The organism is Streptomyces griseobrunneus, from assembly GCF_046713465.1.
GTDB classification, from domain to species: Bacteria; Actinomycetota; Actinomycetes; order Streptomycetales; family Streptomycetaceae; genus Streptomyces; species Streptomyces microflavus.
In genome coordinates, this window is sequence record NZ_CP177080.1 from 1,495,169 (window position 1) to 1,522,072 (window position 26,904).

28 protein-coding genes and 2 pseudogenes are annotated in these 26,904 nt (G+C 71.4%); 21 read left to right on the forward strand and 9 right to left on the reverse strand.

From position 1 onward, the window contains the following. Nucleotides 1-10 precede the first annotated feature (10 nt). From ACK8N7_RS06660 to ACK8N7_RS06690, 7 genes are all read left to right on the forward strand, one after another. Nucleotides 11-1,261: a hypothetical protein gene (locus ACK8N7_RS06660; RefSeq protein WP_500441440.1), complete on the forward strand. Its 1,251-nt coding sequence runs from the start codon at nt 11-13 to the stop codon at nt 1,259-1,261. A gap of 308 nt (nt 1,262-1,569) precedes the next feature. After that, nucleotides 1,570-2,454: a serine/threonine protein phosphatase gene (locus ACK8N7_RS06665; RefSeq protein WP_500441442.1), complete on the forward strand. Its 885-nt coding sequence runs from the start codon at nt 1,570-1,572 to the stop codon at nt 2,452-2,454. After that, nucleotides 2,451-3,578, forward strand: a complete 1,128-nt coding sequence (locus tag ACK8N7_RS06670) for a protein kinase domain-containing protein (RefSeq protein WP_500441444.1) — start codon at nt 2,451-2,453, stop codon at nt 3,576-3,578. The genes ACK8N7_RS06665 and ACK8N7_RS06670 overlap by 4 nt, the downstream gene beginning before the upstream one ends. A 40-nt stretch (nt 3,579-3,618) precedes the next feature. Further along, entirely contained in the window at nt 3,619-4,329 is a 711-nt protein-coding gene (locus tag ACK8N7_RS06675) for a vWA domain-containing protein (RefSeq protein WP_500441446.1), read from the forward strand. Nucleotides 4,330-4,379: 50 nt separating this feature from the next. Further along, complete coding sequence (locus ACK8N7_RS06680) at nt 4,380-4,763, forward strand: hypothetical protein (protein ID WP_364887504.1); 384 nt, start codon at nt 4,380-4,382, stop codon at nt 4,761-4,763. A 743-nt stretch (nt 4,764-5,506) separates the two neighbouring features. Further along, a complete protein-coding gene (locus ACK8N7_RS06685; protein WP_500441448.1) occupies nt 5,507-5,887 on the forward strand; it encodes a hypothetical protein in 381 nt (126 codons plus the stop codon). 182 nt (nt 5,888-6,069) lie between these two features. After that, nucleotides 6,070-8,508 carry a GTPase-associated protein 1-related protein gene (locus tag ACK8N7_RS06690; protein ID WP_500441450.1) on the forward strand — a complete coding sequence of 813 codons (2,439 nt, stop codon included), beginning with the start codon at nt 6,070-6,072 and terminating at the stop codon, nt 8,506-8,508. A 29-nt stretch (nt 8,509-8,537) separates the two neighbouring features. Here the strand turns inward: ACK8N7_RS06690 and ACK8N7_RS06695 are convergent, their stop codons facing one another. Then, complete coding sequence (locus tag ACK8N7_RS06695) at nt 8,538-9,002, reverse strand: ATP-binding protein (protein ID WP_403136208.1); 465 nt, start codon at nt 9,000-9,002, stop codon at nt 8,538-8,540. Nucleotides 9,003-9,154: 152 nt separating this feature from the next. On the opposite strand from ACK8N7_RS06695, the gene ACK8N7_RS06700 reads away from it, so the two are divergent. The 4 genes from ACK8N7_RS06700 (at nt 9,155) to ACK8N7_RS06715 (ending at nt 11,182) form a co-directional block, all read left to right on the forward strand. Further along, nucleotides 9,155-10,030: a helix-turn-helix domain-containing protein gene (locus ACK8N7_RS06700; protein WP_500441451.1), complete on the forward strand. Its 876-nt coding sequence runs from the start codon at nt 9,155-9,157 to the stop codon at nt 10,028-10,030. After that, a complete protein-coding gene (locus tag ACK8N7_RS06705) occupies nt 10,027-10,272 on the forward strand; it encodes a DUF397 domain-containing protein (RefSeq protein WP_500441453.1) in 246 nt (81 codons plus the stop codon). The genes ACK8N7_RS06700 and ACK8N7_RS06705 overlap by 4 nt, the downstream gene beginning before the upstream one ends. Nucleotides 10,273-10,349: 77 nt before the next feature. Further along, a complete protein-coding gene (locus tag ACK8N7_RS06710) occupies nt 10,350-10,613 on the forward strand; it encodes a hypothetical protein (protein WP_500441455.1) in 264 nt (87 codons plus the stop codon). A gap of 95 nt (nt 10,614-10,708) precedes the next feature. Then, nucleotides 10,709-11,182, forward strand: a complete 474-nt coding sequence (locus tag ACK8N7_RS06715) for a hypothetical protein (RefSeq protein ID WP_500441457.1) — start codon at nt 10,709-10,711, stop codon at nt 11,180-11,182. Between the two features lie 119 nt (nt 11,183-11,301). On the opposite strand, the gene msrB is transcribed toward ACK8N7_RS06715, so the two are convergent. From msrB to ACK8N7_RS06735, 4 genes are all read right to left on the reverse strand, one after another. Beyond that, nucleotides 11,302-11,709 carry a peptide-methionine (R)-S-oxide reductase MsrB gene (gene msrB, locus ACK8N7_RS06720; protein WP_403211386.1) on the reverse strand — a complete coding sequence of 136 codons (408 nt, stop codon included), beginning with the start codon at nt 11,707-11,709 and terminating at the stop codon, nt 11,302-11,304. 10 nt (nt 11,710-11,719) lie between these two features. Next, nucleotides 11,720-13,114: a UDP-N-acetylmuramate--L-alanine ligase gene (murC, locus tag ACK8N7_RS06725; RefSeq protein WP_403211388.1), complete on the reverse strand. Its 1,395-nt coding sequence runs from the start codon at nt 13,112-13,114 to the stop codon at nt 11,720-11,722. 68 nt (nt 13,115-13,182) lie between these two features. Continuing rightward, a complete protein-coding gene (locus ACK8N7_RS06730; RefSeq protein WP_031127100.1) occupies nt 13,183-13,635 on the reverse strand; it encodes a hypothetical protein in 453 nt (150 codons plus the stop codon). 204 nt (nt 13,636-13,839) lie between these two features. Next, on the reverse strand, nt 13,840-14,640 hold the full coding sequence (locus tag ACK8N7_RS06735; protein WP_500441460.1) for a pyrimidine reductase family protein: 801 nt from the start codon (nt 14,638-14,640) through the stop codon (nt 13,840-13,842). A gap of 37 nt (nt 14,641-14,677) precedes the next feature. Between ACK8N7_RS06735 and zapE the strand changes: the two genes are divergently transcribed. The 4 genes from zapE to ACK8N7_RS06755 all read left to right on the forward strand — a co-directional run bounded on the left by zapE (nt 14,678) and on the right by ACK8N7_RS06755 (nt 18,863). Next, nucleotides 14,678-15,772: a cell division protein ZapE gene (zapE, locus tag ACK8N7_RS06740; protein ID WP_403211392.1), complete on the forward strand. Its 1,095-nt coding sequence runs from the start codon at nt 14,678-14,680 to the stop codon at nt 15,770-15,772. A 114-nt stretch (nt 15,773-15,886) separates the two neighbouring features. After that, entirely contained in the window at nt 15,887-16,312 is a 426-nt protein-coding gene (locus tag ACK8N7_RS06745; protein ID WP_015612194.1) for an OsmC family protein, read from the forward strand. A gap of 137 nt (nt 16,313-16,449) precedes the next feature. Next, complete coding sequence (locus tag ACK8N7_RS06750; RefSeq protein ID WP_500441463.1) at nt 16,450-17,844, forward strand: alkaline phosphatase PhoX; 1,395 nt, start codon at nt 16,450-16,452, stop codon at nt 17,842-17,844. A 104-nt stretch (nt 17,845-17,948) separates the two neighbouring features. Beyond that, a complete protein-coding gene (locus ACK8N7_RS06755; protein ID WP_403211396.1) occupies nt 17,949-18,863 on the forward strand; it encodes a polysaccharide deacetylase family protein in 915 nt (304 codons plus the stop codon). A gap of 34 nt (nt 18,864-18,897) precedes the next feature. Here ACK8N7_RS06755 and ACK8N7_RS06760 read toward each other — a convergent pair whose 3' ends face one another. After that, complete coding sequence (locus tag ACK8N7_RS06760) at nt 18,898-19,869, reverse strand: GlxA family transcriptional regulator (protein WP_403211398.1); 972 nt, start codon at nt 19,867-19,869, stop codon at nt 18,898-18,900. Nucleotides 19,870-20,004: 135 nt separating this feature from the next. On the opposite strand from ACK8N7_RS06760, the gene ACK8N7_RS06765 reads away from it, so the two are divergent. Beyond that, nucleotides 20,005-20,652, forward strand: a complete 648-nt coding sequence (locus ACK8N7_RS06765) for an HD domain-containing protein (protein WP_403211400.1) — start codon at nt 20,005-20,007, stop codon at nt 20,650-20,652. A 44-nt stretch (nt 20,653-20,696) separates the two neighbouring features. Further along, nucleotides 20,697-21,515 carry a barstar family protein gene (locus tag ACK8N7_RS06770; protein ID WP_500441466.1) on the forward strand — a complete coding sequence of 273 codons (819 nt, stop codon included), beginning with the start codon at nt 20,697-20,699 and terminating at the stop codon, nt 21,513-21,515. Here the strand turns inward: ACK8N7_RS06770 and ACK8N7_RS06775 are convergent. Beyond that, nucleotides 21,451-21,672 (reverse strand): annotated as a pseudogene (locus ACK8N7_RS06775) (transcriptional regulator); the annotation flags it as partial. The gene ACK8N7_RS06770 and the pseudogene ACK8N7_RS06775 overlap by 65 nt on opposite strands. Before the next feature lie 177 nt (nt 21,673-21,849). Between ACK8N7_RS06775 and ACK8N7_RS06780 the strand changes: the two are divergent. Further along, complete coding sequence (locus ACK8N7_RS06780) at nt 21,850-23,556, forward strand: glycoside hydrolase family 99 protein (protein ID WP_500441468.1); 1,707 nt, start codon at nt 21,850-21,852, stop codon at nt 23,554-23,556. 49 nt (nt 23,557-23,605) lie between these two features. Here the strand turns inward: ACK8N7_RS06780 and ACK8N7_RS06785 are convergent, their stop codons facing one another. Both ACK8N7_RS06785 and ACK8N7_RS06790 read right to left on the reverse strand, forming a co-directional pair. Next, the gene (locus ACK8N7_RS06785) at nt 23,606-23,803 is read right to left on the reverse strand and encodes a hypothetical protein (RefSeq protein ID WP_356414552.1); all 198 of its coding nucleotides are present in this window, start codon (nt 23,801-23,803) and stop codon (nt 23,606-23,608) included. 41 nt (nt 23,804-23,844) lie between these two features. Continuing rightward, nucleotides 23,845-24,519 carry an AIM24 family protein gene (locus ACK8N7_RS06790; protein ID WP_403211409.1) on the reverse strand — a complete coding sequence of 225 codons (675 nt, stop codon included), beginning with the start codon at nt 24,517-24,519 and terminating at the stop codon, nt 23,845-23,847. A 71-nt stretch (nt 24,520-24,590) separates the two neighbouring features. Between ACK8N7_RS06790 and ACK8N7_RS06795 the strand changes: the two genes are divergently transcribed. The 3 genes and pseudogenes from ACK8N7_RS06795 (at nt 24,591) to ACK8N7_RS06805 (ending at nt 26,824) form a co-directional block, all read left to right on the forward strand. Beyond that, nucleotides 24,591-25,328: a peptidyl-tRNA hydrolase gene (locus ACK8N7_RS06795; protein ID WP_500441471.1), complete on the forward strand. Its 738-nt coding sequence runs from the start codon at nt 24,591-24,593 to the stop codon at nt 25,326-25,328. Beyond that, nucleotides 25,315-25,941, forward strand: a pseudogene (locus tag ACK8N7_RS06800) (haloacid dehalogenase type II); the annotation flags it as partial. The gene ACK8N7_RS06795 and the pseudogene ACK8N7_RS06800, both read left to right, overlap by 14 nt. A 136-nt stretch (nt 25,942-26,077) precedes the next feature. Then, nucleotides 26,078-26,824, forward strand: a complete 747-nt coding sequence (locus ACK8N7_RS06805; protein WP_403211634.1) for a DUF4142 domain-containing protein — start codon at nt 26,078-26,080, stop codon at nt 26,822-26,824. The last annotated feature ends 80 nt before the right edge of the window (nt 26,825-26,904 follow it).

Genomic DNA, 26,904 nt, shown 5'->3' on the forward strand with positions numbered 1-26,904 from the left:
GAGGAACGCCGTGGAACTGACGTATGACCCCATTCTGGACCACCAGTCGGTGCCCCGGTGGCGGCTGACGAACCCGCTGCGGCCCCCGGCACCGGGCAGGGCTCTCGTCCTGGTGCCCGACAGCGGGGCTTCACTGACGGTTCTCCCCGGCGAGGAGATTCCGGCAGCTCGCTTCGGCGCGTACCAAAGCGTCTACACCGTCGATCTGTCCCAGCACCGGCTGGTCCTCGACATGCCCCTGCTGAGCCGCGACGCCTCGTTCTCCTTCCGCAGCCGGGTGGACGTGGTCTGCAGGGTGGCCGACCCGGCGGAGGTCGTGGGCCGACGTATCCGGGACATGAGCGGAGCGCTCTACGGCCACCTCCGCAAGCTTCTGCGCGAGGTTTCCCGGGAGTTCGACATCTCGGAGTTCCACGCGGCCGAGCAGGCACTCAACTCAGCGTTGCGTGGTTTCGTGGGCGACTCGGCGGTGCGGCTGTCCAGCCTCCAGGTCGAACTCCTCGTCGACGAGGACGAGATCGCCACCAGCGGGCGCGAGTTCCGCGATGTGCTGCGGGAGACCCGGCTCGACGGGATGCGCCGCAAACGGCACCTGGACCTCATGCGGGAGGAAGGGGTCGAGGGAATCATCGCGGAGATCATGGAGCGCGAGGGCCCGCGCGCCGCGCTGGCCTGGATCGAGAAGGGCGAGTCCGAGCAGCGCGAGGCGGGGCTGCAGGCACTGCGCATGGTCCTGGAGCGCGGCGATGCCGACCGGGAACCCTTCGAGCAGACGGAACTGGAACGGGCCGTGATCGAAGGCATCGTCAACGGGGAGGACAGGCTGTTCGGCGGCGTACGCCGGGGCCGGCTGCGTGGCGCGCTGGCCCCGGGCCGCGGCGCGGAGCATGACTCCGCACCGTCGTCGTCCGCCGAGCGTGGCGCTGAGGCCGGGCGCGACGGGGGACGCGGCCGTGGCCGCGATCCGCTCGCCGGTGAGGTGGTGCGTCCGAGCCCGGCGCCCGTTCCGCCCGAGGACGAACCGGTCCGGTCCGACGCCCGCGAGGAGCGACCGGTCATGCCTTCCCGCCCTGCCCCCTACGCGACGCCGGGCCGGCCGTCACGCCCAGCCGCCGGAACGGCCGACCGTTCCGGGCACGAGGACGCGGGCAGGACGGCGGCCCCGGGGCACACCCCGGCAGCCGAGCAGCCCCGGCGCGTCAGCCGCGTCCGGGGCACGGCCAAACGGCCGGGCGGCGAGGGCGGTGGGGACCGGCGATGACCACTCCCTCCCGTCCCTGGACCGACGCCTGGCAGTTGGCACCAAGTCATCCACCGCTCCCCGGCACTGCCACCGGGCCTGGCTCCGAAGCGGCGCCGGCCGCTGCCGCGGGTCCCGCCCGCGCGGAGCCGGTGCCGGACGTACCCGGTCCCCCGGCCGACGCTCCCCCGGCCGCCGTGCCCCCGCCGACCCCCCGCATGATCTGGGGTTGCGGCATGCCTGGCCTGCAAGCCCTGGGGGTCTGGACGGAGCGCGTCCCGGGGCGCGGCGAAGACGCGGAACCCTTGATCGCTCACCATCATGGGAGCGTGCGCGGGTTGCTCGGGGTCTTCGACGGCTCCGGAGGCTCGGGGTCCTCCCCCGTCTGGCAGGCTCCGGACGGCGAACAGCGCACGGGTGCCTGGGTCGGAGCACGCGTCGCCCGACTCGCGACGGACTGCTGGTTCCGGGAGATCGTCGATCAGGGCGCACCCGCCGACGCGGAAGTGCTCAAGGACTTTCTGGACTACTTCCACGAGCGGGCGCCACAGCGCCGCAGCAAGATCGTCGGCCGGATGCGACGGCAGCTCCCCACCACGCTGGCCGCTGTCGAGTACGGCGTCGGCGAGGGCGACGCCGTGGACGTCCGGGCCCTGTGGGCCGGAGACTCACGGGCGTACGTGCTGACGCCCGAGGCAGGGCTCCAGGTTCTGACCTCCGACCACACGGAGGAGCACGACGCGCTGGAGCTGCTGCGTTCCGATCCGCCGATGACCAACACCGTCTGCGCCGACCGGGACTTCTTCATCGAGGAGAGGTCCCATGCCTTCTCGATGCCGTGTGTCCTGCTCGCGGCGACGGACGGCTTCTTCGGCTACGTACACACCCCTGCCGACTTCGAGAACACCCTGCTGACCACCCTCATGCGGGCCGACAGCGCGGTGGAGTGGGCCGACCTGATCCGCCGGGAGGTGCAGGAGTACACGGCGGACGATGCCTCCCTGTCCCTTGCCGCCCTGGGACACCAGGACTTCGCGGGAACACGTGCGGCCTTCGAGCAGCGTGCCGCGCTCCTGGCCGGACTGTGCGGCAAGGGACGGCCGTCGGGTGCCGATCAGGCCGTGACCGTGCGGTCCTGGCAGAACAGCACCTGGCAGGAGTACCGCCGCGACTACGAGGCGTACCTGCCGATGTCGCAGGAGGACACGGAATGAAACTGGGCGACGAGATCTCGGGCTACCGCGTGGTCACCGAGCCGACCAACGCCAACGGCGGCAAGTGCATGTGGGCATTTGCCGAGAAGGACAGCCGGCAGTATTTCCTGAAACGCTTCCTGGAACCGAAGCGGCCCCGGGAAGGCTCCACCGCGAGTGCCGCGAGCCGCCGCATCCGGCTGGAGGTCTGCCAGGAGTTCGAGGACCGGCACCGCGGCATCATGAAGCGGCTGCGGCCGGACGCGCGCGGCGGCGGCAATCTGGTGCTCGCCACCGATTTCTTCCATGAGGGAAGCACCTACTACAAAGTCACCGAGCGGATCGACACCACCACCCTGGAGAAGCCACAGACGCTGGAACCGCGCCAGAAGGCGGTGCTCCTCAAGACACTTGGGCTGAGCCTCCAGCTCCTGCACGACATCGACGTGGTGCACGGCGACCTCAAACCGCTCAACGTCCTGATCCAGAAGCGGGACGGGGCGGCCTTCCACTCGGCCAAGCTCATCGACTTCGACGACTCGTACCTCTCCGGGAGTCCCCCCGGGCGCCAGGACGTCGCCGGTGACTCGCTGTACGGGGCACCCGAATGGCGCCGGTACGTGCAGGAGGACGAGTCCGTCCAGCCGGAGCATCTGACTACCGCGGTCGACGTCTTCGCGCTGGGTCTGATGACGCACGAGTACCTCACCGGAAGTCTGCCCGCCCACGACGAGCGGTACGGCTCCCCCGCCGACGCAGTCAACGCGGGTGAGCCACTGCGCCTCGACAGCAGGCTGTCGGACTCCCTGCAAGGGCTCATCCGGGCGACGACGTCCCTCCAGCCGGGCAACCGGCCGCGCATGGGCACCTACCTCAAGGCGCTCAAGGACCCGACGGTCTGTGTCTTGGTCCACCGCCGCCCCGGAACCGCCGGCTCGAAGCCCCCTGCGCCTGCCGCACCCGCCGCGCCGCTCCCGGCGGAGGAAGCTCCCGGCACGCGCGTCAGCCGGATCAGATCCAACCTGGGACGGCCCCCGGCCTCCGCGAAGCCGGAGAAGCCAGCGCCGGAGCCCGAGACGGCCACGCCGACCGAGGTCAAGCGGTCCCGGGTACGGATCAATCTCGGCGACCGCCGCAAACCCTGAGCATGCGAACCAGCACCAATGCCTTGAGGAGAGAACCCCGATGAACGCCAGCAGTGGTCAGTACCAGGGCAATCTGCAGTATGCCGTCGACATCGTTCTGTGCATCGACGCCACGGCCAGCATGTTTCCGGTACTGGACACCGTGAAGGCCAGCGCCCTCCAGTTCCACGAACGGCTGAACGACGTGATGGCCAAGAAGGGCAAAGCGATCAGCCAGTTGCGCCTGAAGGTCATCGCCTTCCGCGACTTCGGTGACAACCCGAACGATGCCATCGAACAGACCGGCTTCCTCACCCTGCCCGAACAATCCGCGGAATTCGAGCGGTTCGTGGGCGGCATCGACGCGGGCGGTGGCGGAGACATCCCGGAGTCCGGCCTCGAGGCACTGGCCCTCGCCATCAACTCGCCTTGGGAGAAAGGCCTCGACCGCCGCCGGCACGTCATCGTCATGTTCACCGACGCCCCCGCCCACCCGCTCGGCACCGTCGGTGTGACGGCTCAGACCTACCCGTCGGCCGTTCCGCGCAGCATGGACGATCTCTTCGAGCAGTGGGGCTACGCACGCAGCCAGACCGCCGTGATGGAACAGTCCGCCAAGCGGCTGGTGCTGTTCGCACCGGACGGGGCTCCCTGGCAGGACCCGATCGCCGAGGAGTGGGACCTGACGCTCCACTTCGAGTCCAAGGCAGGGCAGGGGCTGGAGGAGTTCGAGATGGACGAGATCATCGAGACGATCGCGAACAGCCTGTGAGACACAGGCTGGAGCTTCCGGGCGCCTCCGTCAGGGTCGATGAGCAGACGATGACCTTCAACTGGCACGCCTTCGGTCTGATGCAGCTGCCGGTGAGGCACTGCGCGTCCCTGCACACCCGCACGAACGCCGAGCAGAGCGGGATGCAGCTCGTCTTCCGTTTCCGGCCGGAGACCGCGGGGGAGGGTGCGGCGGGCATGGTGATGATCCGGCTCGATGTCCCGGCGGACCACGCGACGCCCGCATCACGGTTCGTGGCGGAGCTCCGGGACGAACACGGCCTCGTGGCGCCTGCGGAGGAGCAGACCGAGGAGGACGGGGTACAGACCATCCCCACGGAGAGCCCGGACTGGGTCGTCTCACCGACGAACGCGGACTCCGAAGAGCTTCACCGCGAGATTTTCGGCAGGATCGCAGCAGAATCAGCGCCCTGAGCGCTGTGTGACGACAAGAAGGGACGGGCGAGGGGGTGGCCGCGGCCAACTGGCGCTGCACGGCGTGCGACACGTTCAATGGACCTACGGCGAAGGTGTGCGTGGGGTGCGACACGGAGCGCAGTCGGCCCGCTACGCGCTCGCCACGGTCCAGCGGGCCAAAAGGTCCCTGGACGTGCGCCGACTGCGACACGAACAACGTCCAGGAGGACCGGTTCTGCATCGGTTGCGCGAGTCCCTGGAAGGCCGCGGCGAAGAAGGCGGCCGCCGGGAAATCCGCACCGAGGAAGCCCGCGGCCCGGAAGCCCTCGGCCGCGCGTACGGAAGCGGGGAAGTCGGCCTCCCCGAAGGCGACGTCGTCCAGACCCGCCGCTGCGAAGAAGACGGCGTCGAAGACAGCGACTTCGAAGACAGCCACGTCCAAGCCGGCTGCCCCGAAGAAGTCCGGCTCCACAGGCCGGACCACCACGCGCGGGGCCGGAACACCCGGCGGACGGGCCGTCAGGCCGTCGCCGATTCCCGCAGAGGTCTTCTACCCCTCGTCCGAGTCCGGCGGCTACGTCCCCGGGCCGAGCACGCATGTCCCTCCCACCGCGGCACGGCCGGAGCCGGCTCCGTACACGCCACCCCCGCCCTACCCGGGCGGACCGGCACCCTTCTACCGGCCGCCGGAGAAGAAGAGCAAAGGGAAGGGATGCGCTCTCGGCTGCTTCGGACTGGCTGTCGTGCTGTTCGTGCTTCCCATGGCGTCGAGGGTGTTCTCCGGGTCCGAGGGGGATTCCGCCGATTCCCGCACCAAGACCTCGCCCACCGCGCCCGCCTGCCCCGACCGGATCGCCGGGGCGATCCCCTCCGGGGAGGGAGCTGTGCTGGTAGAAGCGTTCCGCACGAAGAACAAGCAGATCACCATGTGCCGCACGACGGGTGACGAGCTCTACTACTACGGCGAGTTCAGTGATCAGCGCGAACCTGGCATCGCGATGCGGGCCTCGAAGAAGCCGGGCGGCTACGAAGCGCGCAACGATCCGTACAGTTATCGGATCAAGGACGGGGCCGTGACGATCTACCGCAACGGAAACCGCATCGGCCGGGAGGAACTCACTCCCGAACCGTCACCTTCCTGAACAAGTAGGGCTGTTGAACAGCGAGCTGCTCCTGCTCTGCAGCTACGCCTCCGCAGCGCCTGCAACTCGGCCTGCCACTCCTTGATAACGTCGCCCCCGCGGCCGTGGACTTCTCTCCCCCGACCCGGTCGCGTGGTGGGTGGAGCGGGGACCGGTCGCGGCAGGACGAAGAGGGCCGACAATTGAGCCTTGCACAGGTGCACTACACCTCCGCCGCGCCGGGGGACGCGGAGAAGACGGCGGGCCGGTTCACGGCGGTCGGGCCCGGGGTGTCGCAGGCGCTGCTCGCGGAGATCGAGCCGTTGGTCGGGTACGCCCTGCCCGACGGGGCCTCGCACCGGCCCGCAGACGCCGAACTCCGTTCACTGCCACAGGCGTTCACGTACGCCGCCCTCTCCGACGGCAGCCGTTTGGTCGGCCGTACGGCTCCGGCGCGCGGCGAGGGCCCGGCGCCCGTCCGGTTCCACGCGCACGCGGTGCACATACCCTCCGGCGTGCCGTTGCCGGGCGACCGGCTGCCGGTGGAGGCGTGGCGGTCGCCGCACTGGGTCTCCGTGACGCCCGTGGGCGGCGCGCTGCCCGACCCGCTCGGCGCGCTGCCGCCGGGCCCCGCCCCCGTACGTGAGGGGCTCGACGACTTCGCCGTCTCGCGCGGTCCCTGGCTGGCGGCCGTCCTGGCCGATCTGCGCCGGGCGAGCGAGGAGGCCCCTGCGGGCGGGCCGGTGGTGCTGGTGGAGAGGCAGAACGCGGATGTGGCCCGCTGGCTGGGGCTGGCGGCGGTCACCCTGCCCAGGGAGAGCGTGGAGCGGCTGACGTTCACCACCTACACGCGGCGGCCGGGGAGTTCGGCGCTGCGGGTGGTGGGGGCGCTGCCCGAGGACGCCGCGGCGGCGCGGGAGGCGGGGCTGCGGGTCCATGTGTGCGCGGACCGGCCCCCGGTGGACGGCACGCCGGACATGTGGGCCCGGACCGCGGCCCGGGTGTGGCGCAGCCGGGCGCCGGAGCTGTTCCAGGAGGCGCGCGAGCTGCACGGGGACCCCTTCGCTGCCGGGCCGTTGGCCGTGATCGCCCTTTGCAACGGGGTCGCGCTCGGGCCCGAGGAGCGTGCGGCGGCGGCCGGCTGGGCGGCGGAGCGGCCGTACGCGCTGGACGCGGAGCGGATCGGCCGGTTGGTGGAGGCGCTGGCCTCACCGGGGATCGATGACCGTACGGGCTCCGAATTCGACGCGGTGGGGCGGCTGTTCGGCGCGCTGGACGGGCGGTGCCCGGCCTCGGTCACCGCGCCGCTCGCCGCGATGCTGGTGACGGAGGCGGTGCGGGGCGGCAACGGTTCGCTGGAGCTGCCGCGCCGGGACGCGTTCGTGGGCCCGGACGGGGAGGCGATCGCCGGGGTGCTCGGGCCGGAGATCCTGACCGAGCTGGAGAGCGGTGCGGGCGGGGCGCGCCCGGTGGCCCGGACCGTGCAACTGCTGCGGGTGGCAAGGCTGTTGGGCGTGAACGGCACGGAGCTGCTGCCGGGTGTCGTCGACCGGCTGGCCCCTGCGCTGCTGGCGGAGGCGTCCGAGGAACCGGGGCCCCCCGCCTTCGCACCGGCGCTCCTGGAGTTGCTGGACGAACAGTTCGACGTGCGGACGGCGTTGCTGGGCGCGCTGGACCGGATCGCGCCCGAGGACCCCGGAGCGGTGGCCCGGTTCCTGGAGCGGGTCGCGCTGCCGTTCACCGGGACGCAGGCGCTGCCGCACCTGCGGATGTGCGCCGAGGTGCCCGGCGCGATGACCACCCTGGGCCGGGACCGTACGGCCGTCTGGCACCGCGTCCTGCGGGCGGCCGGCCTCTCCCCCTTCGCCGAGCCGCTGGTCCTGCGTACGGCGGTGGGCCTGGTCTGGGAGGACCGGGCACCCACCGTGGAGGAGGCCCGGATGCTGCTGGAGGCGGCGACCTCGGACGCGCACCGGGCGGCCGGTACGTGGGCCCGCCTGGTCGACGCGGCGCTCGGTGCCCCGGCGGACACGGAGGACGCCACCGCGCTCGCCCACGACCTGCTGCAGGCCTTCCCGCAGGAGATCGGCGGCCGGGAGCGGGCGGCGCTCCAGCTCCTGGACCTCTGCCGCGACCTGCGGACGGGGGCACCCGAGCCCGGCTGGGCCGAGCAGGTCCGCACGCTCCGCGACCGGGCCGAACCTCTCGAACCAGCAGTCCAGGAAAGGGCGTTCACCGCCCTGGTCGAACGCCTGCTGGCCCCGGACCGGCCGGGAGCGGAGCTGTACGACTTCGTCCGGAGCGACGACGTTGAACTGATCGCCGCCTACGACCGCGCGGCCCGCTCGGAGCCGACCCGCGCCCGGCTGCGTACCCACCCCGCTTACGCGGCCGACTGCTTCACCCACTGGACCGCCCACCCGCACGCGGGCGCCGCCTGGACGACCACGGCCGCCGCCCTCCTGGAGGAGGTGCTGCGCCCGGCGGTGCGCGCGATGACGGCGGAGGCCGTCGCGGAGGTGGAGGAGACGGTGGGGCGGACCGGCAGCAGCGGCCGGGCGGTCGCCTTCCGCGACTGGAACAGGTCGAGCGCGCTGGGCCGCCTGGGGCGGCGGATCGCGGGGCGGGTGCGGCGGGGCTGACCCCGAAGCCGCCATGGCCGGACGTGCGTTCAGTACAGCAGGTCCAGTTCGGCACGGACCGTCTTGCCCGGCGGTTCACGGTCGATGACCGCCCAGCGGTCCGCCAGCGCGTCCACGATCAGCATCCCCCGTCCGCTGTCGTCCCCGTCCTCCGGTACGGCGATCTCGCCGGGCCCGGGCGGCCGGCACTCGGTGCGGGTGTCGGACACCTCGATCCGCAGGACGCCGAGGATCTCCCGGTCGCCGGGGGTGTGCGAGAGGCACAGCTCGAAGTCACGGCCGGGCACGCGCCCATGGGTCGCCGCGTTGGCCGTCAGCTCCCCGATGATCAGGGCCGCCGACTCCGAGGCGTCACTGAGGTACGGGATACCCCAGGTGTGCAGCCGGTAGAGGCCGATCCGGCGGGCGAGCCGTGCACCGCGCGGATTCGAGCTGAACTGCCGCTTGAACACACGTACGGTTACATTGGGTTGGGTCTTCGTAGGTGCTTCCATGCCCCCAGATTTCCGGCCCCGACCCTCCACCACCAGGTCACCGACCCGTACGCTGAGTCAGCGTACGGGTGCGAAGGGTAGACAGTACGGATCACGTTCCGTGAGCATGGACGGGTTGCGGACCAGGACAGCGCACGGGGAGGTGGCCGTACATGACGCACGGCACGGATGGCATCGACAGCACGTACGGGACCTTCGGCAACGGCGGCGGGCGCAGCGGCGAACCCGAACCGCATTACAGCCTCAAGATGTTCGGAGAGGTCGTCAAGAACTTCCGCAAGCGGGCGGGCCTGACGCAGGAGCAGTTCGCCCCGCTCGTCGGGTACTCCCCCGAGACCGTCGCCTCCATCGAGCAGGGCCGCCGGCTCCCACCGCCGGACTTCGCGGAGCTTGCGGACGAGATCCTGGACGCGTTCGGGGTGATCCTGGGCGCGGCAAAGCACCTGACGCGACGGAAGGGGTTGGCGAGCTGGTTCCGGCACTGGGCGCAACTGGAGTTGGGGGCACTGAGCCTCTACACGTACGAGTGCCGGTTGATTCCGGGCCTGCTGCAGACGCCCGCGTACGCGCGGACGCTGTTCGCCGACCAGTTGCCGCCGCTCGACGATGAGCAGATCGAGGCACAGCTCGCGGCTCGGCTGGAACGTCAGCAACTCCTGCGGAACCGGCCCAACACCGCGTTCACCTTCATCCTAGAAGAGCACCTATTCCTGCGGGACTTGGGCGGCGAGGAGGTGACGAGGCAGCTGATCGACCACATTCTCGACCTGTCCGAGCTGCGCAATGTGGACATCCAGATCATGCCGCTGGTGCGGCATCACCACGCGGGACTGGACGGACCGATGCAGTTGCTGGAGACGCCGGAGCACCAGTGGTTCGGCTACTTGGAAGGGCAGAAGTACGGCCAGTTCATCTCCGACCCCAAAGTGATCAGCGCACTCCAGATGCGGTGTGCCAGTATGCGTTCACAGGCTCTCTCGTTGGACGACTCCAAGGGCCTGATGCGGCGGATGCGAGGAGCGAGATGAGCACCACAGACCTGGCCTGGTTCAAGAGCAGCTACAGCGGTGGCGACGGCGACTCCTGCGTCGAGGTCGCCCTGGAGTGGCACAAGTCGAGCTACAGCAGCGGCTCCGGCGACGACTGCGTCGAGGTCGCCGCCTGCCCCTCCACCGTGCACGTCCGCGACTCCAAGATCGAGGAGAGCCCGCAGCTCGCCCTCGCCCCGACCACCTGGACGCACTTCCTCTCGTACGCCGCCCAGGGCTGAGCCTCGCGCCGAGCATCCAGGCGTAGCCCTGCGAAGGGTACGCCCGGAAGCCGCGCTCACTGGCGCGGGGGAACACCTTGATCACCTTCGTGGTGCTGCTACTGGTCGCAGTGGTCCTGGGCAGCGTGTGGACCGCCCTCGGCATGCACGGGCCGCTCCTCGGCCGCATGCCCGGTCGCCTGCTTCAGCGACACGTGCAGCAGCCGAGGCTCTGGGGAGCCGGCGCCCTGCTGATGGTGATCAGCCGGAGCGCGCACTCGCCGTCGCTCCTGGTCATCGGGATCGGCCTCGTCGCCCTGGGGCACGTCGTGAAGCCGATACCTCGACAGCACGTGCCGTAAGGCCACCGGCGCCCGGACAGGTACCGTAAAGGCGTACTGACACGACTCATGGGCCTCCTGGCGGGCCGCGTGCGTGAACCCCAGGAGGAGCCGACATGACGACCAACCGTGGACGCAAGGACGTCATCCGCGACCGGATGGCCGCCACCGGCGAGTCGTACAACGTCGCCGCCCGCAACCTCAAGGCCATGAAGGACATGGGCGCCACCCGCGAGGCCGTCCTCGTGCAGCGCTGGAAGCCCGCCGACAGCTTTGAAGTGCCCTGTCCGTGCGGCGGGACCTGTGAGCCCGGCGAGACCTGCGAGCACTGCCACGCCCGCCACCGCCATGTGAAGCGCTACCCGGGCTCCACCACCGAGGTCGAGACCTGGGCCGACCGCTACGAGTGCACCGGCTGCTCCTCCTCGTACACCCTGACCATCCACCTGGCCGGGCGGCCCTGGGGTGTCGCGGAGACGGTCGTGCAGGGCGGGTCGGCCGAGGAAGTCGTACGGGCCCGGGTCTTCCCCGGCGTGATCCACCCGCTGCTGCGGTCGGAAACGGGCGGGAGCGACGACGACGAGGAGTGATCCTCGGGGGGCTGCGCCCGTCTGGTGGAATCGGTCCGGTATCCCCGGGGGGGGCGTGACAGCGCTGTGCCCCCGCCCTGCATACGCGCAGGGGCGGGGGCACCGGCAGGCGGTGGGGCTCAGCTCTCGTCCGGCGCCAGCGTCAGCGAGATCGAGTTGATGCAGTACCGCTGGTCCGTGGGGGTGGGGTAGCCCTCACCCTCGAAGACATGGCCCAGGTGCGAGCCGCAGCGGGCGCAGCGCACCTCGGTGCGGACCATGCCGTGGGCGCGGTCCTCGACCAGCTCGACCGCGTCCGTGTCCTTCGGGTCGTAGAAGGACGGCCAGCCGCAGTGCGACTCGAACTTGGTGTCGGAGCGGAACAGCTCCGCCCCGCAGGCCCGGCAGGAGTAGACGCCCGCCGTCCTGGTGTCGGTGTACTCGCCCCGGAAGGCGGGTTCGGTGCCGGCCTGGCGCAGAACCGCGTACTCGGCGGGGGTCAGCTCTTCCCGCCACTGCTCGTCCGGCTTCTCGACGTCGTACGACACGTCCCGCTCCTCAGCTCGACAGGTGTTCCAGGATGCGCGGGCCGAGGTCGGTGACATCGCCCGCTCCCATGGTGAGAACGAGATCGCCGGGCTTCGCCATTCCCGCGACGGCGGCCGGAACCGCGTCCTGGTCGTGGACGGCCGTGACCTCGGCGCCCGCCGCCTTCGCCGCGTCGATGATCAGGGCGCTGGTGATGCCCGGGATCGGGTCCTCGCGGGCCGGGTAGATGTCCAGGACCACCGAGGCGTCGGCCAGCGCGAGGGCCTGGCCCATCTCGGTGCCCAGCTCCTGCGTACGGGAGAACAGGTGCGGCTGGAAGACGACCAGGATGCGGGCGTCGGCGGCGGCGCCGCGCATGGCCTCCAGATCGGCGGTCATCTCGGTGGGGTGGTGCGCGTACGAGTCGATGACCTGCACGCCCGCCGCCTCGCCCTTGAGCTGGAGGCGGCGCTTGACCCCGGTGTAGCTGCCGATCGCCGAGGCGAGGTTGTGGGCCGGGATACCGAGGGCGACCCCGGCGGCGAGCGCGGCGACCGCGTTGTGGGCGTAGTGGCTGCCCGGTACGGAGACGGTGAAGGTGAGGAACTTGCCGTTGAGCAGGACCGTGACCTCGCTGGTCAGCCCGCGCGGGGTGACCTTGTGGACGCGGACGTCGGCGTTCTCGGCGGAGCCGTAGGTGACGACCTTCAGTTCGGAGAGGTCGCGGACCCGGCGGGTCAGCTCGACGGCGCCGGGCTGGTCGGCGGAGATGATCAGGGTGCCGCCGGGGACGACCTTGCCGACGAACGTCTCGAAGGAGTCGTAGATCTCGTCCATCGAGGCGTAGTTCGCGTGGTGGTCCAGCTCGACGTTGAGGACGATCGCGACCTCGGGGTCGTACTTCTGGAAGCTGCGGTCGCTCTCGTCCGCCTCCGCGACGAAGATGTCCCCTTCGCCGTGGGTGGCGTTGGTGCCGGGGCCCTCCAGGTCGCCGCCGATGGCGTACGAGGGGGACAGACCCAGCGAGGAGAGGGCGACGGCCAGCATCGACGTGGTGGTGGTCTTGCCGTGCGTGCCCGCCACCGCGATGGCGCGCAGGCCGTTCATCAGGGAGGCCAGCGCGTCGGAGCGGTGGACCACCGGGACGGACAGCTCGTTCGCCCGGAGCAGCTCCGGGTTGTCGGCGCGGATGGCGCTGGAGACGACCACGCAGGACGCGTCGTCGGCCAGGTGGCCTGCCGCGTGCCCGATGTGCACGGTCGCCCCCAGCGCCCGCAGCGACTCGGCGGTGGCGGACTCCTTCATGTCGCTGCCCGCCACCTTCGCGCCGCGCTGGGCGAGGATCTTCGCGATGCCCGACATTCCGGCGCCGCCGATGCCGATGAAGTGCGGTCGTTCCATGGCGGCGGGAATACCGGGTGCCATCAGTGGGTCCTCCGTGCTGGGTGGGTCTTCGGCCGCGGACCGGTGCCACTCCGGACCGCGGGGCCAGCCTATTCGCTGTGTGCGAAGAGCTTGAGCACCGGGACGCCGACCTTGTGCCGGGCGCGGGACGCCCAGTCGCGGTGGAAGAACTCCTCCACGTAGTGCGGGGCGGTCAGGACGATGACCTCGTCCGCGCCCGCCTCCTCGACGACGGTCGTCAGTTTGTCCAGGGGGTGGTCCTCGATCACTTGCCCGACCGCTTCGGAGCCCGCCTCGCGCAGGGCCCGTAGGGAGTACTCCAGGCCGATCTCGGCGGGCTCCCGGGCCTCCTTGCCCTCCGGCTCCTCGCTCTCGCGGACTGCCTCCTTGAGCTCTCCCATCGCCACGTCGTCGATCGCGCGCAGCAGGACATCGGCCTGGTCGCCGCGCGGCTGCAACAGAACGACGAACGAGATCCGCTCCTCGCCGTGGAGGGTGGTGACGAAGTCCACGTCCTCGGGAGTGAGCGGCTTCTCGATCATCAAAACGCTTGTGAACACGACAGGCGCCCTTCCGCTTCTGCGTCTCGTCGACAGCCGGCTCGACCGTCGACGGTCGTTTGCTGAAACCATCCTTCCCCGTGCTTCCACGGGGACTGCAGAGGTAAGTGTGCCCAGCCGGAGCTAACCGGAACGGGTAATTCCGCTAAGTGTCCCTCCGTCGGTGACCGTGTGTCCCTCTGCCGGTCACCGTGTGCCCCTCCGCCGGTACCGTCCGAAGAGGAAACCGTCCTCTTCCAGCAGCGATGCCAAGGCGAAACGTTCCGGCACGGTCACTCCGGGGCCTCCGGCGATCCGCTGCGCGTCCCCGGCCGTGAGCATCGGGGAGAGCGTCAGGCAGAGCTCGTCCAGCACCCCCGCCGCCACGAACTGGCCGAGCAGCCGGGGCCCGCCCTCCGTGAGCTGGCGCCGCAGCCCCCGGTCCGCCAGCTCGCGCACCGCGCGGGCCGGGTCCACCCGGGCGTCCTCGCCCGCGATCACCACCTCCGCGCCCGCCTTCCGGGCCGCCGCGATCCGGTCGGCGGGGGCCCCGGCACCGGTCACCACGAGGGTCGGGACCAGCGGCTCGGTGAACAGCGGAAGCGAGAAGTCCAGGTCCAGCGAGCCGCTCACCACCGCGACGGCGGGCGCGGGGCCCTGCCGTGCCGCCGCCCGCCGCCCGGCGAAGGCCTCCCGGGCGCGGGCCGGACGGTACCCCTCCAGGCGTACGGTCTCGGCTCCGGCGATCACCACGTCGGCGAGGCCCCGCAGGGTGCCGAAGATCCGCATGTCGGCGGCGCAGGAGATGCCCTGCGAGCGGCCGTCGTGCTGGGCGGCCCCGTCGAGGGTGGAGACCATGTTGGCGCGCAGCCACGGGGCCCCGGGCGCGGGGTAGGCGTACGCGTCGGCCAGCTCGTCGAGGCTCCACTCGCGGTCCGTGAGCAACCCCGAGGGCTCGGGGGCAGCGGCTGTTGTTGTCAGGTCCGTCACAGGGAGCAGGCTTCGCATGGGTTGCAGTCTGGCACGGGCCTTAGGGTGGAGAGTTGTGTCGTCCTCCACCGCGTTTCCGGGGCAGAGCCCCCTCGCCGAAATGGCCCCGCTGTCCCTGTGCGCCCGCGAGCCGCGCGTCCCCGCCGACCGTCTGGTCGCGGAGATGGTGCCGCCGCCGCGCTTCGATTCGGTGCGCTTCGACACCTACGTACCGGACCCGAAGCAGCCCAGCCAGAGCGAGGCCGTCACCGTCCTCGCGGGCTTTGCCGCCGGGCTCGGCGGGTCGCACGCGACGGGTTCCGGGCGCCGGAAGTGGTTCGGGAGCAAGAAGCCGGCCGCTCCGACCGGGCCGCGCGGGGTCTATCTGGACGGCGGCTACGGCGTCGGCAAGACCCACCTGCTCGCCTCCCTCTGGCACGCCACGCCCGCCGAGCCGTCGCTGAAGGCGTTCGGCACGTTCGTGGAGCTGACAAACCTGGTGGGCGCGCTCGGCTTCCAGCAGACCGTGCAGACGCTGAGCGGTCACCGGCTGCTGTGCATCGACGAGTTCGAGCTGGACGACCCGGGCGACACCGTGCTGGTCTCCTCGCTGCTCAGCCGGCTGGTGGAGCACGGGGTGGCGCTGGCCGCGACCTCGAACACGCTGCCGGGCAAGCTCGGCGAGGGCCGGTTCGCCGCCGCCGACTTCCTGCGCGAGATCCAGGGCCTGTCCGCGCACTTCCGCCCGTTGCGCATCGACGGTGAGGACTACCGGCACCGGGGTCTGCCCGAGGCGCCGCCGCCGTACACCGACGAGCAGGTCACCCGCGCCGCGTACGCCACGCCGGGCACGTCGCTGGACGACTTCCCGGGGCTTCTCGATCACCTGGCACGGGTCCACCCGAGCCGGTACGGGGCGCTGACCGACGATCTCGACGCGGTCTGCCTGACCGGGGTGACGGCGGTGCCCGACCAGTCGACCGCGCTGCGCCTGGTGGTGCTGGCCGACCGGCTGTACGACCGCGAAGTGCCGGTACTGGCCTCGGGGCTGCCGTTCGACCGGCTGTTCAGCGACGAGATGCTGAACGGCGGGTACCGGAAGAAATACTTCCGGGCGATCTCGCGGCTGACGGCACTGGCACGTGACGCGAAGGGCCTGGTGGCGCAGTAGGTTCGGGGGGTGACACCGGGTGCCCGTTCGCGGCGTGCCCGTAACTCCGTCCGCGTACAACCGCGGACAACTCCCGTACAACCGCGCACACTGTTCCGTTCGAAGGGATCCAGCATGGCTACCACGCGTCAGGCGCACACGAACTGGGAAGGCAACCTGCTCGAGGGCAAGGGGGTCGTCACCTTCGACTCCTCCGGCATCGGCGACTACCCCGTCTCCTGGCCGGCCCGCTCGGAGCAGGCGAACGGCAAGACGAGCCCCGAGGAGCTCATCGCGGCCGCCCACTCCAGCTGCTTCTCGATGGCGCTCTCCCACGGGCTCGCCGGGGCCGGCACCCCGTCGACCCGGCTGGAGACCAAGGCCGAGGTGACCTTCCAGCCCGGCACGGGTATCACCGGCATCCACCTCACCGTCGTGGGCGAGGTCCCCGGCCTCGACGAGGACGCCTTCGTGAAGGCCGCCGAGGACGCCAAGGCGAACTGCCCGGTCAGCCAGGCGCTGACGGGTACGACGATCACGCTGTCGGCCTCGCTGGCCTGACCCTCCGCGTCGGCGGCCCCCTCCGGGCCGTCCCAGCGGCAACACGGGGCGCGGGGGCGCGCATGGTTCCCCCGCGCCTCTGTGCGTGCTACACACATGCGGGTCACGTCACCTGTCCGCCAACAGGGAGTTGCCTCATGTCATCCGAAACCCGGACCACAGCGACCGCACCCCGGCACACCGCGACACGACGACAGGTCCTGGCAGGCAGCGGCGCAGCGGCCGCGATCGCCTTCACCGGGGCTTTCTCCGAACTCTTCGCGGGCACGGCCGCAGCCCGCGGCCACGGCGGCTACGGCCCCCTCGTCCCCGACCCGGACAGGCTGCTCGACCTGCCGAAAGGTTTCCGCTACCGGGCGCTGTCCCGGGAGGGCGACCCGCTGCGCTCCGGCGAGGGCAGGGTGCCCAGCAACCACGACGGCATGGCCGCCCTCGCGGGCCGCAACGGCCGCGTCCACCTCGTCCGCAACCACGAGAACCGGCACACGGCGAAGATCGGCGTACCGACCGTCGCGGGGCTCACCTACGACCCTGCCGCCAAGGGCGGCTGTACGTCCCTGGAGCTGGACGGCCGGAACAAGGTGCTCGGCGAGCGGGTCGCCATCGCCGGTACGGCGGTGAACTGCGCGGGCGGGCCCACCCCCTGGCGCACCTGGCTGACCTGCGAGGAGACCGAGGACAAGGCCGGGACCAACGGGTACACCAAGGACCACGGCTTCGTCTTCGAGGTGGACGGCGCCGACCCGCGCCGCACCGGGGCCGTCCCGCTGACCGCGATGGGCCGCTTCCAGCACGAGGCGATCGCGGTCGACCCGAAGACCGGGATCGTGTACGAGACGGAGGACGCGTTCGACAAACCGTTCGGCCTCTTCTACCGCTTCCTCCCCGCCAAGCCGCTCGGCGGCACCGGTTCGCTGCGGGCGGGCGGGGCGCTGGAGGCGATGCGGGTGCCGGGCCTGCCCGACCTCTCCGCGGTCCAGGAGACCGGCGCGAGCTTCGACCGGGTGGAGTGGGTGCCCGTACCGGACCCGCTGGCGGCCGAGACCCCCATCCGGCTCCAGGACTTCGGCCCGAAGGGCATCACACACGCCCAGAAGCTGGAGGGCTGCTACTGGGGCGGCTCGTCCGTCTACTTCGTCTCCAGTTTCGCCCGCAGCGCCGAGGGCTCGGCGGCCGACCACTACGGCCAGGTCTGGCGGTACGAGCCGAAGAAGCGCCGGCTCACCCTGGTCGTGGTCTTCGGGCCGGACACCGACATCCAGCTCCCCGGCGAGTCCCCGGACAACATCTGCCTGGCCGCCGACGGGGGCCTGATGGTCTGCGAGGACGGCGGCGGCGCGCAGCACGTGCTGGGGGTGACGCGGCGGGGCGAGGTCTACTCGATGGCGCGCGGGCGGCAGAACATCGGGACGCCCGAGGAGCCGGAGTGGGGCGAGTTCGCGGGGGTGGCCTTCTCGCCGGACGGATCGACGATGTACGTGAACTGCTACACGCCGGGGACGACGTTCGCGGTGACGGGGCCGTGGTGCTGAGGGCGCGGGGAGCCGAGGGAGCAGGGAGCCTCACCGGAGCGCCGTAGGGACAATATGGGATGATTGTCGGATATTTTCCGTGAGTGATCATTACTGCACGGAAGATGACGACACTGACGGTCGCGGGGGTGCTGCTCGGCGGCGCGCTGGCCGGGTGCGAGGGCGTCTCCCCCGCACCCACCCCCGTATCCACTCCTTCCCCTGCGGCTCCCGCTCCCGCCTCCCCCGCCCCGAAGAAACCGCCGACGATGGCTCCCGGTCCGGCGGGGCGCACCCCGGTCTTCGAGCGGAGGCCGGCGGGCGGGGGCGCGGCGGGCGGCGGCACGGAGGACGAGCGCGCGGAGGGCGGCGCGGCGGCGGGTGGGCAGGCGGCCGCCGGGTCGGCGGAGAAGGTCGTGGCGCTCACCTTCGACGCGGACATGACGGCCGATCAGGGCCCCCGGGCGAAGGCGGGTGAGCGCTTCGACAACCCGGAGCTGATCGCGCTGCTGCGGCGGCTGAAGGTGCCCTCGACCGTCTTCATGACCGGGCGCTGGGCGGAGGAGTACCCGGCGCAGGCGAAGGACATCGGCACGGACGGCCTGTTCGAGGTCGCCAACCACTCGTACAGCCACTACGCCTTCACCGCCGACTGCTACGGCCTGCCGGTGGTCGAGAAGGGCGCCATGGCCCGCGACGTGGAGCGGGCCTTCTCGGCGTTCCGGCAGGCCGGCGTACGGAATGTGGTGCCGTACTTCCGCTTCCCCGGCGGCTGCTACGACGATGCGGCCCTGCGCGCACTGACCGCGGCGAACGTGACGGCGGTGCAGTGGGACGTGGTGAGCGGCGACGCGTTCGCGACGGATGCGGGGGCGGTGGCCGAACAGGTGCTGGACGGGGTGCGGCCGGGGTCGCTGGTGGTGATGCACTGCACGCGCAGCGCGGCGCCGGTCACCGGGGAGGCGATCGGCAGAATCGTTCCGGAGCTGCGGAAGCGGGGCTACCGCTTCGTGAAGGTGTCGGAGCTGATGGAGGGTTGACGGGGCTGATGGAGGGTTGACGGGGCCGGCCGCTTCAGGCGGGGGGTTTCGCCGTGGCGCGCGTCGTGGTGAACCGTCTGCGGTACTCGCTCGGCGTGGTCCCCAGGTGGCGGGCGAAGGCGCGGCGGAGGCTCTCGTCGCTGCCGAGACCGCTGTGGAGCGCCGCCGAGGTGATGCTGTGTCCGTCGAGGAGGAGCTGCTGGGCGCGGTCGAGGCGGACGCGTTCGACCCAGCGGGCGGGCGTGGTGTCCAGCTCGCTCCGGAACAGCCGGGCCAGCTGCCGGGTGCTGAGCGCGGCGGACGCGGCCAGGGCGGACAGGCTGTGGTCGCCGGAGGGGTCGGCGACCACGGCGGCCATCAGCGGTCGGAGCAGGTCGCTGCGGGCCGGTGGCGTACTGACGGCCGTGGAGAACTGCGACTGCCCGCCGGGGCGCTGCAGGAACACCACCAGCTCACGGGCGATGGACCGGGCGACGTCCGGCCCGTGGTCGTCCTCCACCAGGCCGAGGGCCAGGTCGATGCCCGCGCTGATGCCGGCGGAGGTGACGTAACGGCCGTCGCGTACGTAGAGGGCGTCGGGTTCGACGTGCACGCGGGGGAAGCGGTGGGCGAGCGTGGGGGCGTGCCGCCAGTGGGTGGCCGCCCGGCGTCCGTCGAGCAGCCCGAGCGCGGCCAGGACGAAGGCGCCGGTGCAGACGGACGCCACGCGCTCCGCCCGCCCGGTGAGCTCCTCGGCCGCCGCCAGCAGCTCCGCGTCCGGGGGCGGTCCGGCCAGTCGGTCCCCGCCGGCGACCACGAGCGTGTGGAGCGGCCCGGCGTCGGCGGGGGCGACCGTCCCGCCCAGCACCATCCCGGAGGCCGTCGTCACATCGCCGCCGTACGGGGAGACGAGCAGCAGTTCGTAGGGGTGGCCGAGCCGGGCCGCCTGGTGCAGCACCTCTGCGGGGCCGCTGACGTCGAGCAGGGTCACCCCGTCGAAGACGAGGAAGACGACGCGTCGGGTCATGTCCGGATCCGTGGTTCTCTCGGCCGAATGGACATGGCCCAGCGTACGTGAGCGCGCGAGGCTGGTACCAGGCGCACAAACGCCATAGGCACCACAGGCACCCCAGCCATCGACGGAGCACGGAGAGGCCCCATCATGAGCGTCACGAGCGGAACGATCGCAGGCGTACGGATCCCCGACAGCGCCCTGGCCAGGGAAGCGACCGAGCTGGTGCGCGAGGCCGCCACGCCGCTGGTCTTCGACCACTCCCGGCGGGTGTTCCTCTTCGGAGCGCTCCGCGGCCGGGAACAGGGCCTGGACTTCGATCCCGAACTCCTCTACGTGGGCGCGATGTTCCACGACCTGGGCCTGACCGGGCGCTTCCGCCGTACGGACCAGCGCTTCGAGATCGACGGCGCGGACGAGGCCCGCCGCTTCCTGAGGACGCACGGCATCACCGGTGACCCGGCCGACCGGGTCTGGACGGCCATCGCCCTGCACACCACGCCGGAGATCCCGCTGCACATGGCGCCCGAGGTGGCCCTGGTGACCCGGGGCGTGGAGCTGGACGTCCTGGGCATCGGCTACGACGCCGTCACCGACGAGCAGCGCGCGGCCGTGGTCGCGGCGCATCCGCGCCCGGACTTCAAGAACGGGATCCTCGCCGCGTTCACCGAGGGCATCCGGGACCGGCCGGGGACGACCTTCGGCAACGTCAAGGCGGATGTGCTCGCGCACTACGTCCCCGGCTTCGAGCGGGGCGACTTCGTGGAGGTCATCAAGGGCTCCAGCTGGCCGGAGTGACCGGCCCGGGCGGTCACCGGGGCACCGGTAGGATCAGCGCTTTGATGCGACCATCGGGGCGGGGCGGTCAGGGACGGAAGTTCGCGCTGACCTCGGATGAGGACAAGGCCGACTTCTGGGACTCCGCCCGCGGGGCGGAGGGGTTCTTCACGCCGCTGCCGGACGAAGAGGGAGCACGCCGGGTGCGCCTCAAGGGCTGCCTCCCGCTGGGCGGCCTGCTGAAGAGCGTGGGACGCGTCGGCAGTCGTCGCGCCCTGGCGGGGAACGCCTGGTTCGAGCTCCTCGACGGTGACGGAGCCACCATGGGGTCCTACTTCGTCAATGACGTCACCGTCATCGGCGTCGAGCCCTCCGCCTGCGGGGGCGGCCTCGTCGACCTCACGGTGACCCTGTGGTGCGAGAACGCCTTGGCCGGGGCGGAACGCGTATGGGACCTGATCCGCGCGGGCCGGCTGAACCACACCGGCATGTGGCACGAGCTCACCCCCGAGGACAGACACGCGTGGCTGTCGGTGGCGCTGTGGTCCCGGGAGTACCGCCGCCGGGGAAAGGCCGACGCTCCTGCGGGCCAGGTGTTCACCTTGGACGGTCGGCACATCGTCGACCGGGACAGCTTCTACTGCGCGATCGGTGAAGCCGTCAACGGCCCCGGCGGATACTTCGGCTGGAACCTCGACGCTCTGGACGACTGTCTGAGGGGCGGCTGGGGTGCCAGCACGCCGTGCACCGTGCACTGGGATTCCTCGGTCCGGGCCAGGGCACGGCTGGGAGAGCGTGTGCACTCGGGAGCGCGCGAGGTCACGCTCTTCGACCTGCTCCTGGAGATCTTCGAGGAGCGGGGCGTGAGCGTCGCCCTTCGGTGACAGCTCGATCAGGCCGCCGGGTCAGGCGGAGCCACACGCGCTGCCGGGCATCCCGGACGGCCTTGCGCTGCTCGACGTAGCCCGCGTCCATCAGCACCGTGACGTGCTTGGTCAGCACGGAGGCGGAGAGGCCCAGTTGCTCCTGGACCAGGCCGAACTCAGCCTCTCGACAACTCTTTTTTGCTCATGAATCTTTGATTCTTGCGCAGACTCATAGACTTCCTGCGGGGCGGCTTCTAGCCTGCTGCCGACATCACGGTTGTGTACACGACACTCACACCCCTCGCCGGGCCGCACCCGCCACAGCCGCTCCCCGCACCCGAAGGAAGTCTCCGTGGAACTTTCCAGACGGACCATCATCGCCACCGCGCTCGCCGGGACCGGCTCCCTGGCCGCCGGTCTCATCCCGTCGGCCGCGCAGGCCGGGCCCGTTCCGCGGGCCGCGGCCGCCGCGTCCCCGCCCGGGGACGTCGTCGGCAAGATCACCGTCGGGTACCAGGGCTGGTTCGCGTGTTCCGGTGACGGCGCGCCGATCGACGGCTGGTGGCACTGGTCGCACAACTGGGGCCAGTCCCCGTCGCCTTCCAACACGGCCATCGTGAGCTGGCCCGACGTGCGCGAGTACACCCGTACCTATCGCACGGCCTACCCCGCCCTCGGCAACGGGCAGCCCGCGACCCTGTTCTCCTCCTACGACCAGCAGACGGTCGACACCCACTTCTCCTGGATGCGCGAGTACGGCATCGACACCGCCGCCCTCCAGCGCTTCAACCCCAACGGCGGCGAGGGCGCGACCCGCGACGCCATGGCCGTCAAGGTCCGCGACGCGGCCGAGCGGTACGGGCGGAAGTTCTACGTCATGTACGACGCGACCGCCTGGACGAACATGCAGCCGGAGATGAAGGCGGACTGGACCGCGAAGATGCGGGCGCTCACCGCCTCCCCCGCCTACGCCCGGCAGAACGGCAAGCCGGTCGTCGGCATCTGGGGGTTCGGCTTCAACGAACCGAACAAGGCGTGGTCCGCCGAGGTGTGCCTGGACGTCGTCAACTGGTTCAAGGACCAGGGCTGTTACGTGATGGGCGGGGTGCCGACCCACTGGCGGCGCGGGGTGGAGGACTCCCGGCCCGGCTACCTCGGCGTCTACCACGCCTTCGACATGATCTCGCCCTGGATGGTCGGCCGGATCGCCGACATCGCGGACGCCGACAACTTCTACGCCAACGTCAACACCCCCGACCAGGCCGAGTGCGACGCCCACGGCATCGACTACCAGCCGTGCGTGCTGCCCGGTGACCTCCAGTCCGGACACCGGGCGCACGGCGACTTCATGTGGCGGCAGTTCTACAACATGAAGCGGATCGGCGTGCAAGGCATCTACGTCTCGATGTTCGACGAGTACAACGAGGGCAACCAGATCGCCAAGACCGCCGAGAGGGCCGACCAGGTGCCCGTGGGATCCGGTATCCGCGCCCTCGACGAGGACGGCACCGCCTGCTCCTCGGACTACTACCTGCGGCTCACCGGGGACGGCGGCCGGCTCCTCAAGGGGGAGCTGGCGCTCACCCCCGTACGCCCCACCCCGACCACCACCGGCGGACCCGTCGACCCGCCACCGGCCGGTGACCTGGCGCTGCGCAAGCCGGTGACGGCCACCAGCCACACCCAGCACTACGGGGCGGGCAACGCGGTCGACGGTGACCCGCACAGCTACTGGGAGAGCGCCAACCAGGCCCTGCCGCAGTCGATCCAGGTCGACCTGGGCGCGGTGCGGCCGGTCACCCGGCTGGTGCTCACGCTCCCGCCGGTCACCGCCTGGGAAGCCCGCACCCAGACGCTCACGGTGACCGGGTCGGCCGACGGCTCGGCCTACTCGGCGCTCAGCGCTTCGGCCGCCCGCCGCTTCGACCCGGCGACGGGGAACGCGGTCACGATCACGTTCCCGCAGGCTCCGGTGCGGTATCTGCGCGTGCAGATCACGGCCAACACGGCTTGGCCCGCCGCGCAGCTGTCAGGGCTGAGCGTCTACGCGACGCCCTGAACCGCCGATACCCGCTGTTTCCCCGCCCGGTCACCCATGGGAACAACCGCTAGCCGGAGCAGGCCGAACGCCCCGCCTCCTGCCAGGCGCAGACCGGGCAGAGCGTGGCGCCCTTGGCGGACTCGGGGTACTCCGTCGGCTCGCGGCAGAGCACGCACTCCGCGAACGGCGGCCCCGCGTCCGCGGGGGACGGCAAGGCTGCGGGGGCGGCTGCGGGAGTCACGCAGTACGTGGCGTCGTCGTCCATGCCCCCGAGCCTACGTAACCGGGCCGGGCGGCCGGGCCGGGTCAGCCCGACGTCTTCTCGGGCCTGGCCTCGCTCGGCCGCACGATGACGAACCCCTCGCCCTGGAGCATCAGCTGCACGGCCTCGCCCGAGCCGCCGCGCACCATCGAGCCGACGCTCTGGGAGCGGTGCAGGGTGCTCGTGAGCTGCTGGCTCCAGCCGACGACCGCGTCCGTGTCCACGTACACCGGCTGAGCGGCCGTCACCGGGATCACGATCGGGGTGCCCTCGCACATCAGGCCGAGCTTGCCGTAGCCCGTGAAGACGCTGTTGAAGAGGCCGCCGCCGACCATTCCGGCGCCCTTCACCGTCTTGATCTCGTACGAGAGGGTGGCGTCGAAACAGAGGACGTTGCGGCCGTTGATGGTGAGCTGGTCGCCCTGGTCCATCTCCACGATGAAACAGTTGGCGGCCTCGTGCGCGAACCACGCCTCACCCTGGCCCCGGACCGCCATCAGCGCGAGGCCCTCGCCGGTGACCGCACGCTTGAGCATGCCGCCGAGGCCCTGCCCCTTGCGCTCGAACTGGAGGTTGCCGCGGAAGGCGATCATCGAGCCCTGCCGGGCGTGCATCTCCCCGTTGACGGCGTACTTGATCGACTTGGAGTTCTGCAGGGTCATGCCGGGGGCAGTGGCCGGCTGGGCCAGGTGCTCGCTGGAAAAAAGATCGCTCTTCATGCGGAGCATCCTCGCCCGGACCGGCCCGTTCCGCCAAGAAGGTGACAGCCACCGCCTGGCAGACTGGGACGGTGAGCAGCGACGACACCTCCCAGAGCCCCTTCCGCAGCGGTCCGACCGACCGGGACGAAGCCCCGCAGTACGTGCTCCCGCTCGTGGTGCACCTGGAGAAGACGGACCCGCCCGCCCGGACGGACGCCCTGCGCACCGCCGCCCGCGCGGTGCTGACGATCCTCTCCGACGAGCGGTCCACCGGTGAGGGCGAGTGGGCGGGCGCGATGCGGGACTGGGAGGACGCCCGGATCCGCAAGGTGGTGCGCCGGGCGCGCGGCGCGGAGTGGCGCAAGGCGGCCGCACTGCCCGGGATCACGGTGACGGGCGGGAGCGCGGAGGTACGGGTGTACCCGCCGATCCCCCTGGACGGCTGGCCCAAGGAGCTCGCCAAGCTCCAGGTGTCCGGCACCGACCTGGACGACCCCGAGCCGCCCGCCGCCCCCGACCCGGAGGGCCCGGTGCTGTGGCTCAACCCGGAGCTGGAGATGTCGGCGGGCAAGACCATGGCGCAGGTCGGCCACGGCGCCCAGCTCGCCTGGTGGGAGCTGTCCGACACCGAGCGCAAGGCTTGGCGCGAGGCGGGGTTCCCGCTCTCCGTGGCCACGGCGGCCCCCGACCGCTGGCGTGAACTGACGGCGAGCGGCCTGCCGGTGGTGCGCGACGCGGGGTTCACGGAGATCGCTCCCGGGCCTACCGTCGCCGTGGAGGGCGGTCGGCGTTTCTGTCCTCTCCCGGGCGTACGCGTCCGCCGGTGAACGCACACCACCTCTGAGACCGGGAGACCTCGGCCATGAGCGGCTCCTGTCGCTGTGGCAGCAGCACATCGAGCGCGAGCAGCGCCGCATCCTGGACGGCGGCCGGCCCTATCTCGCCAGTGACGCCCTCGACAGGGAGGCCGCCGGGGTCGACGACCCGGCCGCCGTGGCGGCACTGGCCCTGTCCGCCCGTCGGCTTCCGCCGTGGTCCGACACCGTGGCCGGGCTCGCCCGGCTCGCCGAGCGGTTCCCCCTGGCCGGGCTCTCCAACGCGAGCCGGACGGCGCTGCTGGGGCTCAACGCCCACGCCGGACTGCGCTGGCACCAGGCCCTGTCCGCCGAGGACGCCCGGACCTACAAGCCGGACCCGGAGGTCTACCGGCTGGCCGTCACGGTCTCCGGGCTGCCGCCGGAGCGGCTGCTGATGGTCGCCGCCCACGCCTGGGACCTGCGCGGGGCGCAGGCACTCGGGCTGCGTACCGCCCATGTCGCCCGTCCCGTCGGCGATCCGCCCACCGCGTCGGACCGGTTCGACCTGTACGCCGACGGCCTGGCCGATCTGGCCGATCAGCTCGACGCTCTCCCCGGCCGGGAAAGGTCCGCCCGCGGCTGAGCATTCCTGCGCCCGACTACGTACCTCCCGGTACTGCCCCATCGGCATTACCGCCAAGTAGCCTGCACGGCGACTCGGTTGGCGGTTGATTGACGCCTGATCGACGCTGTCACGCCTCGTCCCGGGAGACACCTTGTTGCGACGCATAAACGGAACGGCCCTCATCATCGCGGCACTGGTCGCCACACTCGGCGCACTCGCCTTCCCCGTCTGGTCCTACGCGGACCGTTCCGGCACCGGCGAGGCGAATCTGAACGCCTCCAGCGTCGCCACCCAGTGGGGCCCGCTCTCCGCCACCGACCGGGACTTCCTGGTCAAGGTCCGGCTCGCCGGGCTGTGGGAGCTGCCCGCCGGACAGCAGGCGATCGAGCGGGCGCCCAGCGAGGCGACGAAGGCCGCCGGGGACCATCTGGTCGTCGGGCACACGGACCTGGACCGGCGGGCCCGGGACGTGGCCGCCAAGCTCGGGGTGGAGCTGCCCAACCAGCCGACCGAGCAGCAGCAGGCATGGCTGCAGGAGCTGACGGCGGCGAGCGGGGACGAGTACGAGCGGAAGTTCGCCAACATCCTGCGGGCCGCCCACGGCAAGGTCTTCGGGCTGATAGGCCAGGTCCGGCACACCACCCGCAACACCCTGATCCGGCAGCTCGCGAGCGACGCGAACCAGACCGTGCTGGACCACATCACCATGCTGGAGGGCACCGGCTTCGTCGACTTCGACGCCCTGGCGCGCGAGGCGGCCGGCGGGTCCACCGCCAGCCCCTCGGGACCGTCGATGCCGCAGGGCGGGCAGGTGCCGCAGGTTCCGGTCCCGGTGACGCCGACCGGCGACCAGTCGTTCACCTCGCGGCCGGTACCACCGACGATGCCGCCGATGCCGTAACGAGACCGCGGGCCCGGAACCTCAAATCCTCCTCTGAACGTCCCCCTCTTCGGGTTCGCCGCCGCTCTGCGGGGCCATCA

Bases quoted from the DNA above. Each gene is read 5' to 3' on its own strand.
- ACK8N7_RS06670 (WP_500441444.1), top strand. From the start codon at position 2,451: ATGAAACTGGGCGACGAGATCTCGGGCTACCGCGTGGTCACCGAGCCG.
- ACK8N7_RS06675 (WP_500441446.1), top strand. From the start codon at position 3,619: ATGAACGCCAGCAGTGGTCAGTACCAGGGCAATCTGCAGTATGCCGTC.
- ACK8N7_RS06680 (WP_364887504.1), top strand. From the start codon at position 4,380: ATGACCTTCAACTGGCACGCCTTCGGTCTGATGCAGCTGCCGGTGAGG.
- ACK8N7_RS06685 (WP_500441448.1), top strand. From the start codon at position 5,507: ATGGCGTCGAGGGTGTTCTCCGGGTCCGAGGGGGATTCCGCCGATTCC.
- ACK8N7_RS06695 (WP_403136208.1), bottom strand. From the start codon at position 9,002: ATGGAAGCACCTACGAAGACCCAACCCAATGTAACCGTACGTGTGTTC.
- ACK8N7_RS06700 (WP_500441451.1), top strand. From the start codon at position 9,155: ATGACGCACGGCACGGATGGCATCGACAGCACGTACGGGACCTTCGGC.
- ACK8N7_RS06705 (WP_500441453.1), top strand. From the start codon at position 10,027: ATGAGCACCACAGACCTGGCCTGGTTCAAGAGCAGCTACAGCGGTGGC.
- ACK8N7_RS06715 (WP_500441457.1), top strand. From the start codon at position 10,709: ATGACGACCAACCGTGGACGCAAGGACGTCATCCGCGACCGGATGGCC.
- murC (WP_403211388.1), bottom strand. From the start codon at position 13,114: ATGGCACCCGGTATTCCCGCCGCCATGGAACGACCGCACTTCATCGGC.
- ACK8N7_RS06730 (WP_031127100.1), bottom strand. From the start codon at position 13,635: ATGATCGAGAAGCCGCTCACTCCCGAGGACGTGGACTTCGTCACCACC.
- ACK8N7_RS06735 (WP_500441460.1), bottom strand. From the start codon at position 14,640: ATGCGAAGCCTGCTCCCTGTGACGGACCTGACAACAACAGCCGCTGCC.
- ACK8N7_RS06745 (WP_015612194.1), top strand. From the start codon at position 15,887: ATGGCTACCACGCGTCAGGCGCACACGAACTGGGAAGGCAACCTGCTC.
- ACK8N7_RS06750 (WP_500441463.1), top strand. From the start codon at position 16,450: ATGTCATCCGAAACCCGGACCACAGCGACCGCACCCCGGCACACCGCG.
- ACK8N7_RS06755 (WP_403211396.1), top strand. From the start codon at position 17,949: ATGACGACACTGACGGTCGCGGGGGTGCTGCTCGGCGGCGCGCTGGCC.
- ACK8N7_RS06760 (WP_403211398.1), bottom strand. From the start codon at position 19,869: ATGACCCGACGCGTCGTCTTCCTCGTCTTCGACGGGGTGACCCTGCTC.
- ACK8N7_RS06765 (WP_403211400.1), top strand. From the start codon at position 20,005: ATGAGCGTCACGAGCGGAACGATCGCAGGCGTACGGATCCCCGACAGC.
- ACK8N7_RS06770 (WP_500441466.1), top strand. From the start codon at position 20,697: ATGCGACCATCGGGGCGGGGCGGTCAGGGACGGAAGTTCGCGCTGACC.
- ACK8N7_RS06785 (WP_356414552.1), bottom strand. From the start codon at position 23,803: ATGGACGACGACGCCACGTACTGCGTGACTCCCGCAGCCGCCCCCGCA.
- ACK8N7_RS06790 (WP_403211409.1), bottom strand. From the start codon at position 24,519: ATGAAGAGCGATCTTTTTTCCAGCGAGCACCTGGCCCAGCCGGCCACT.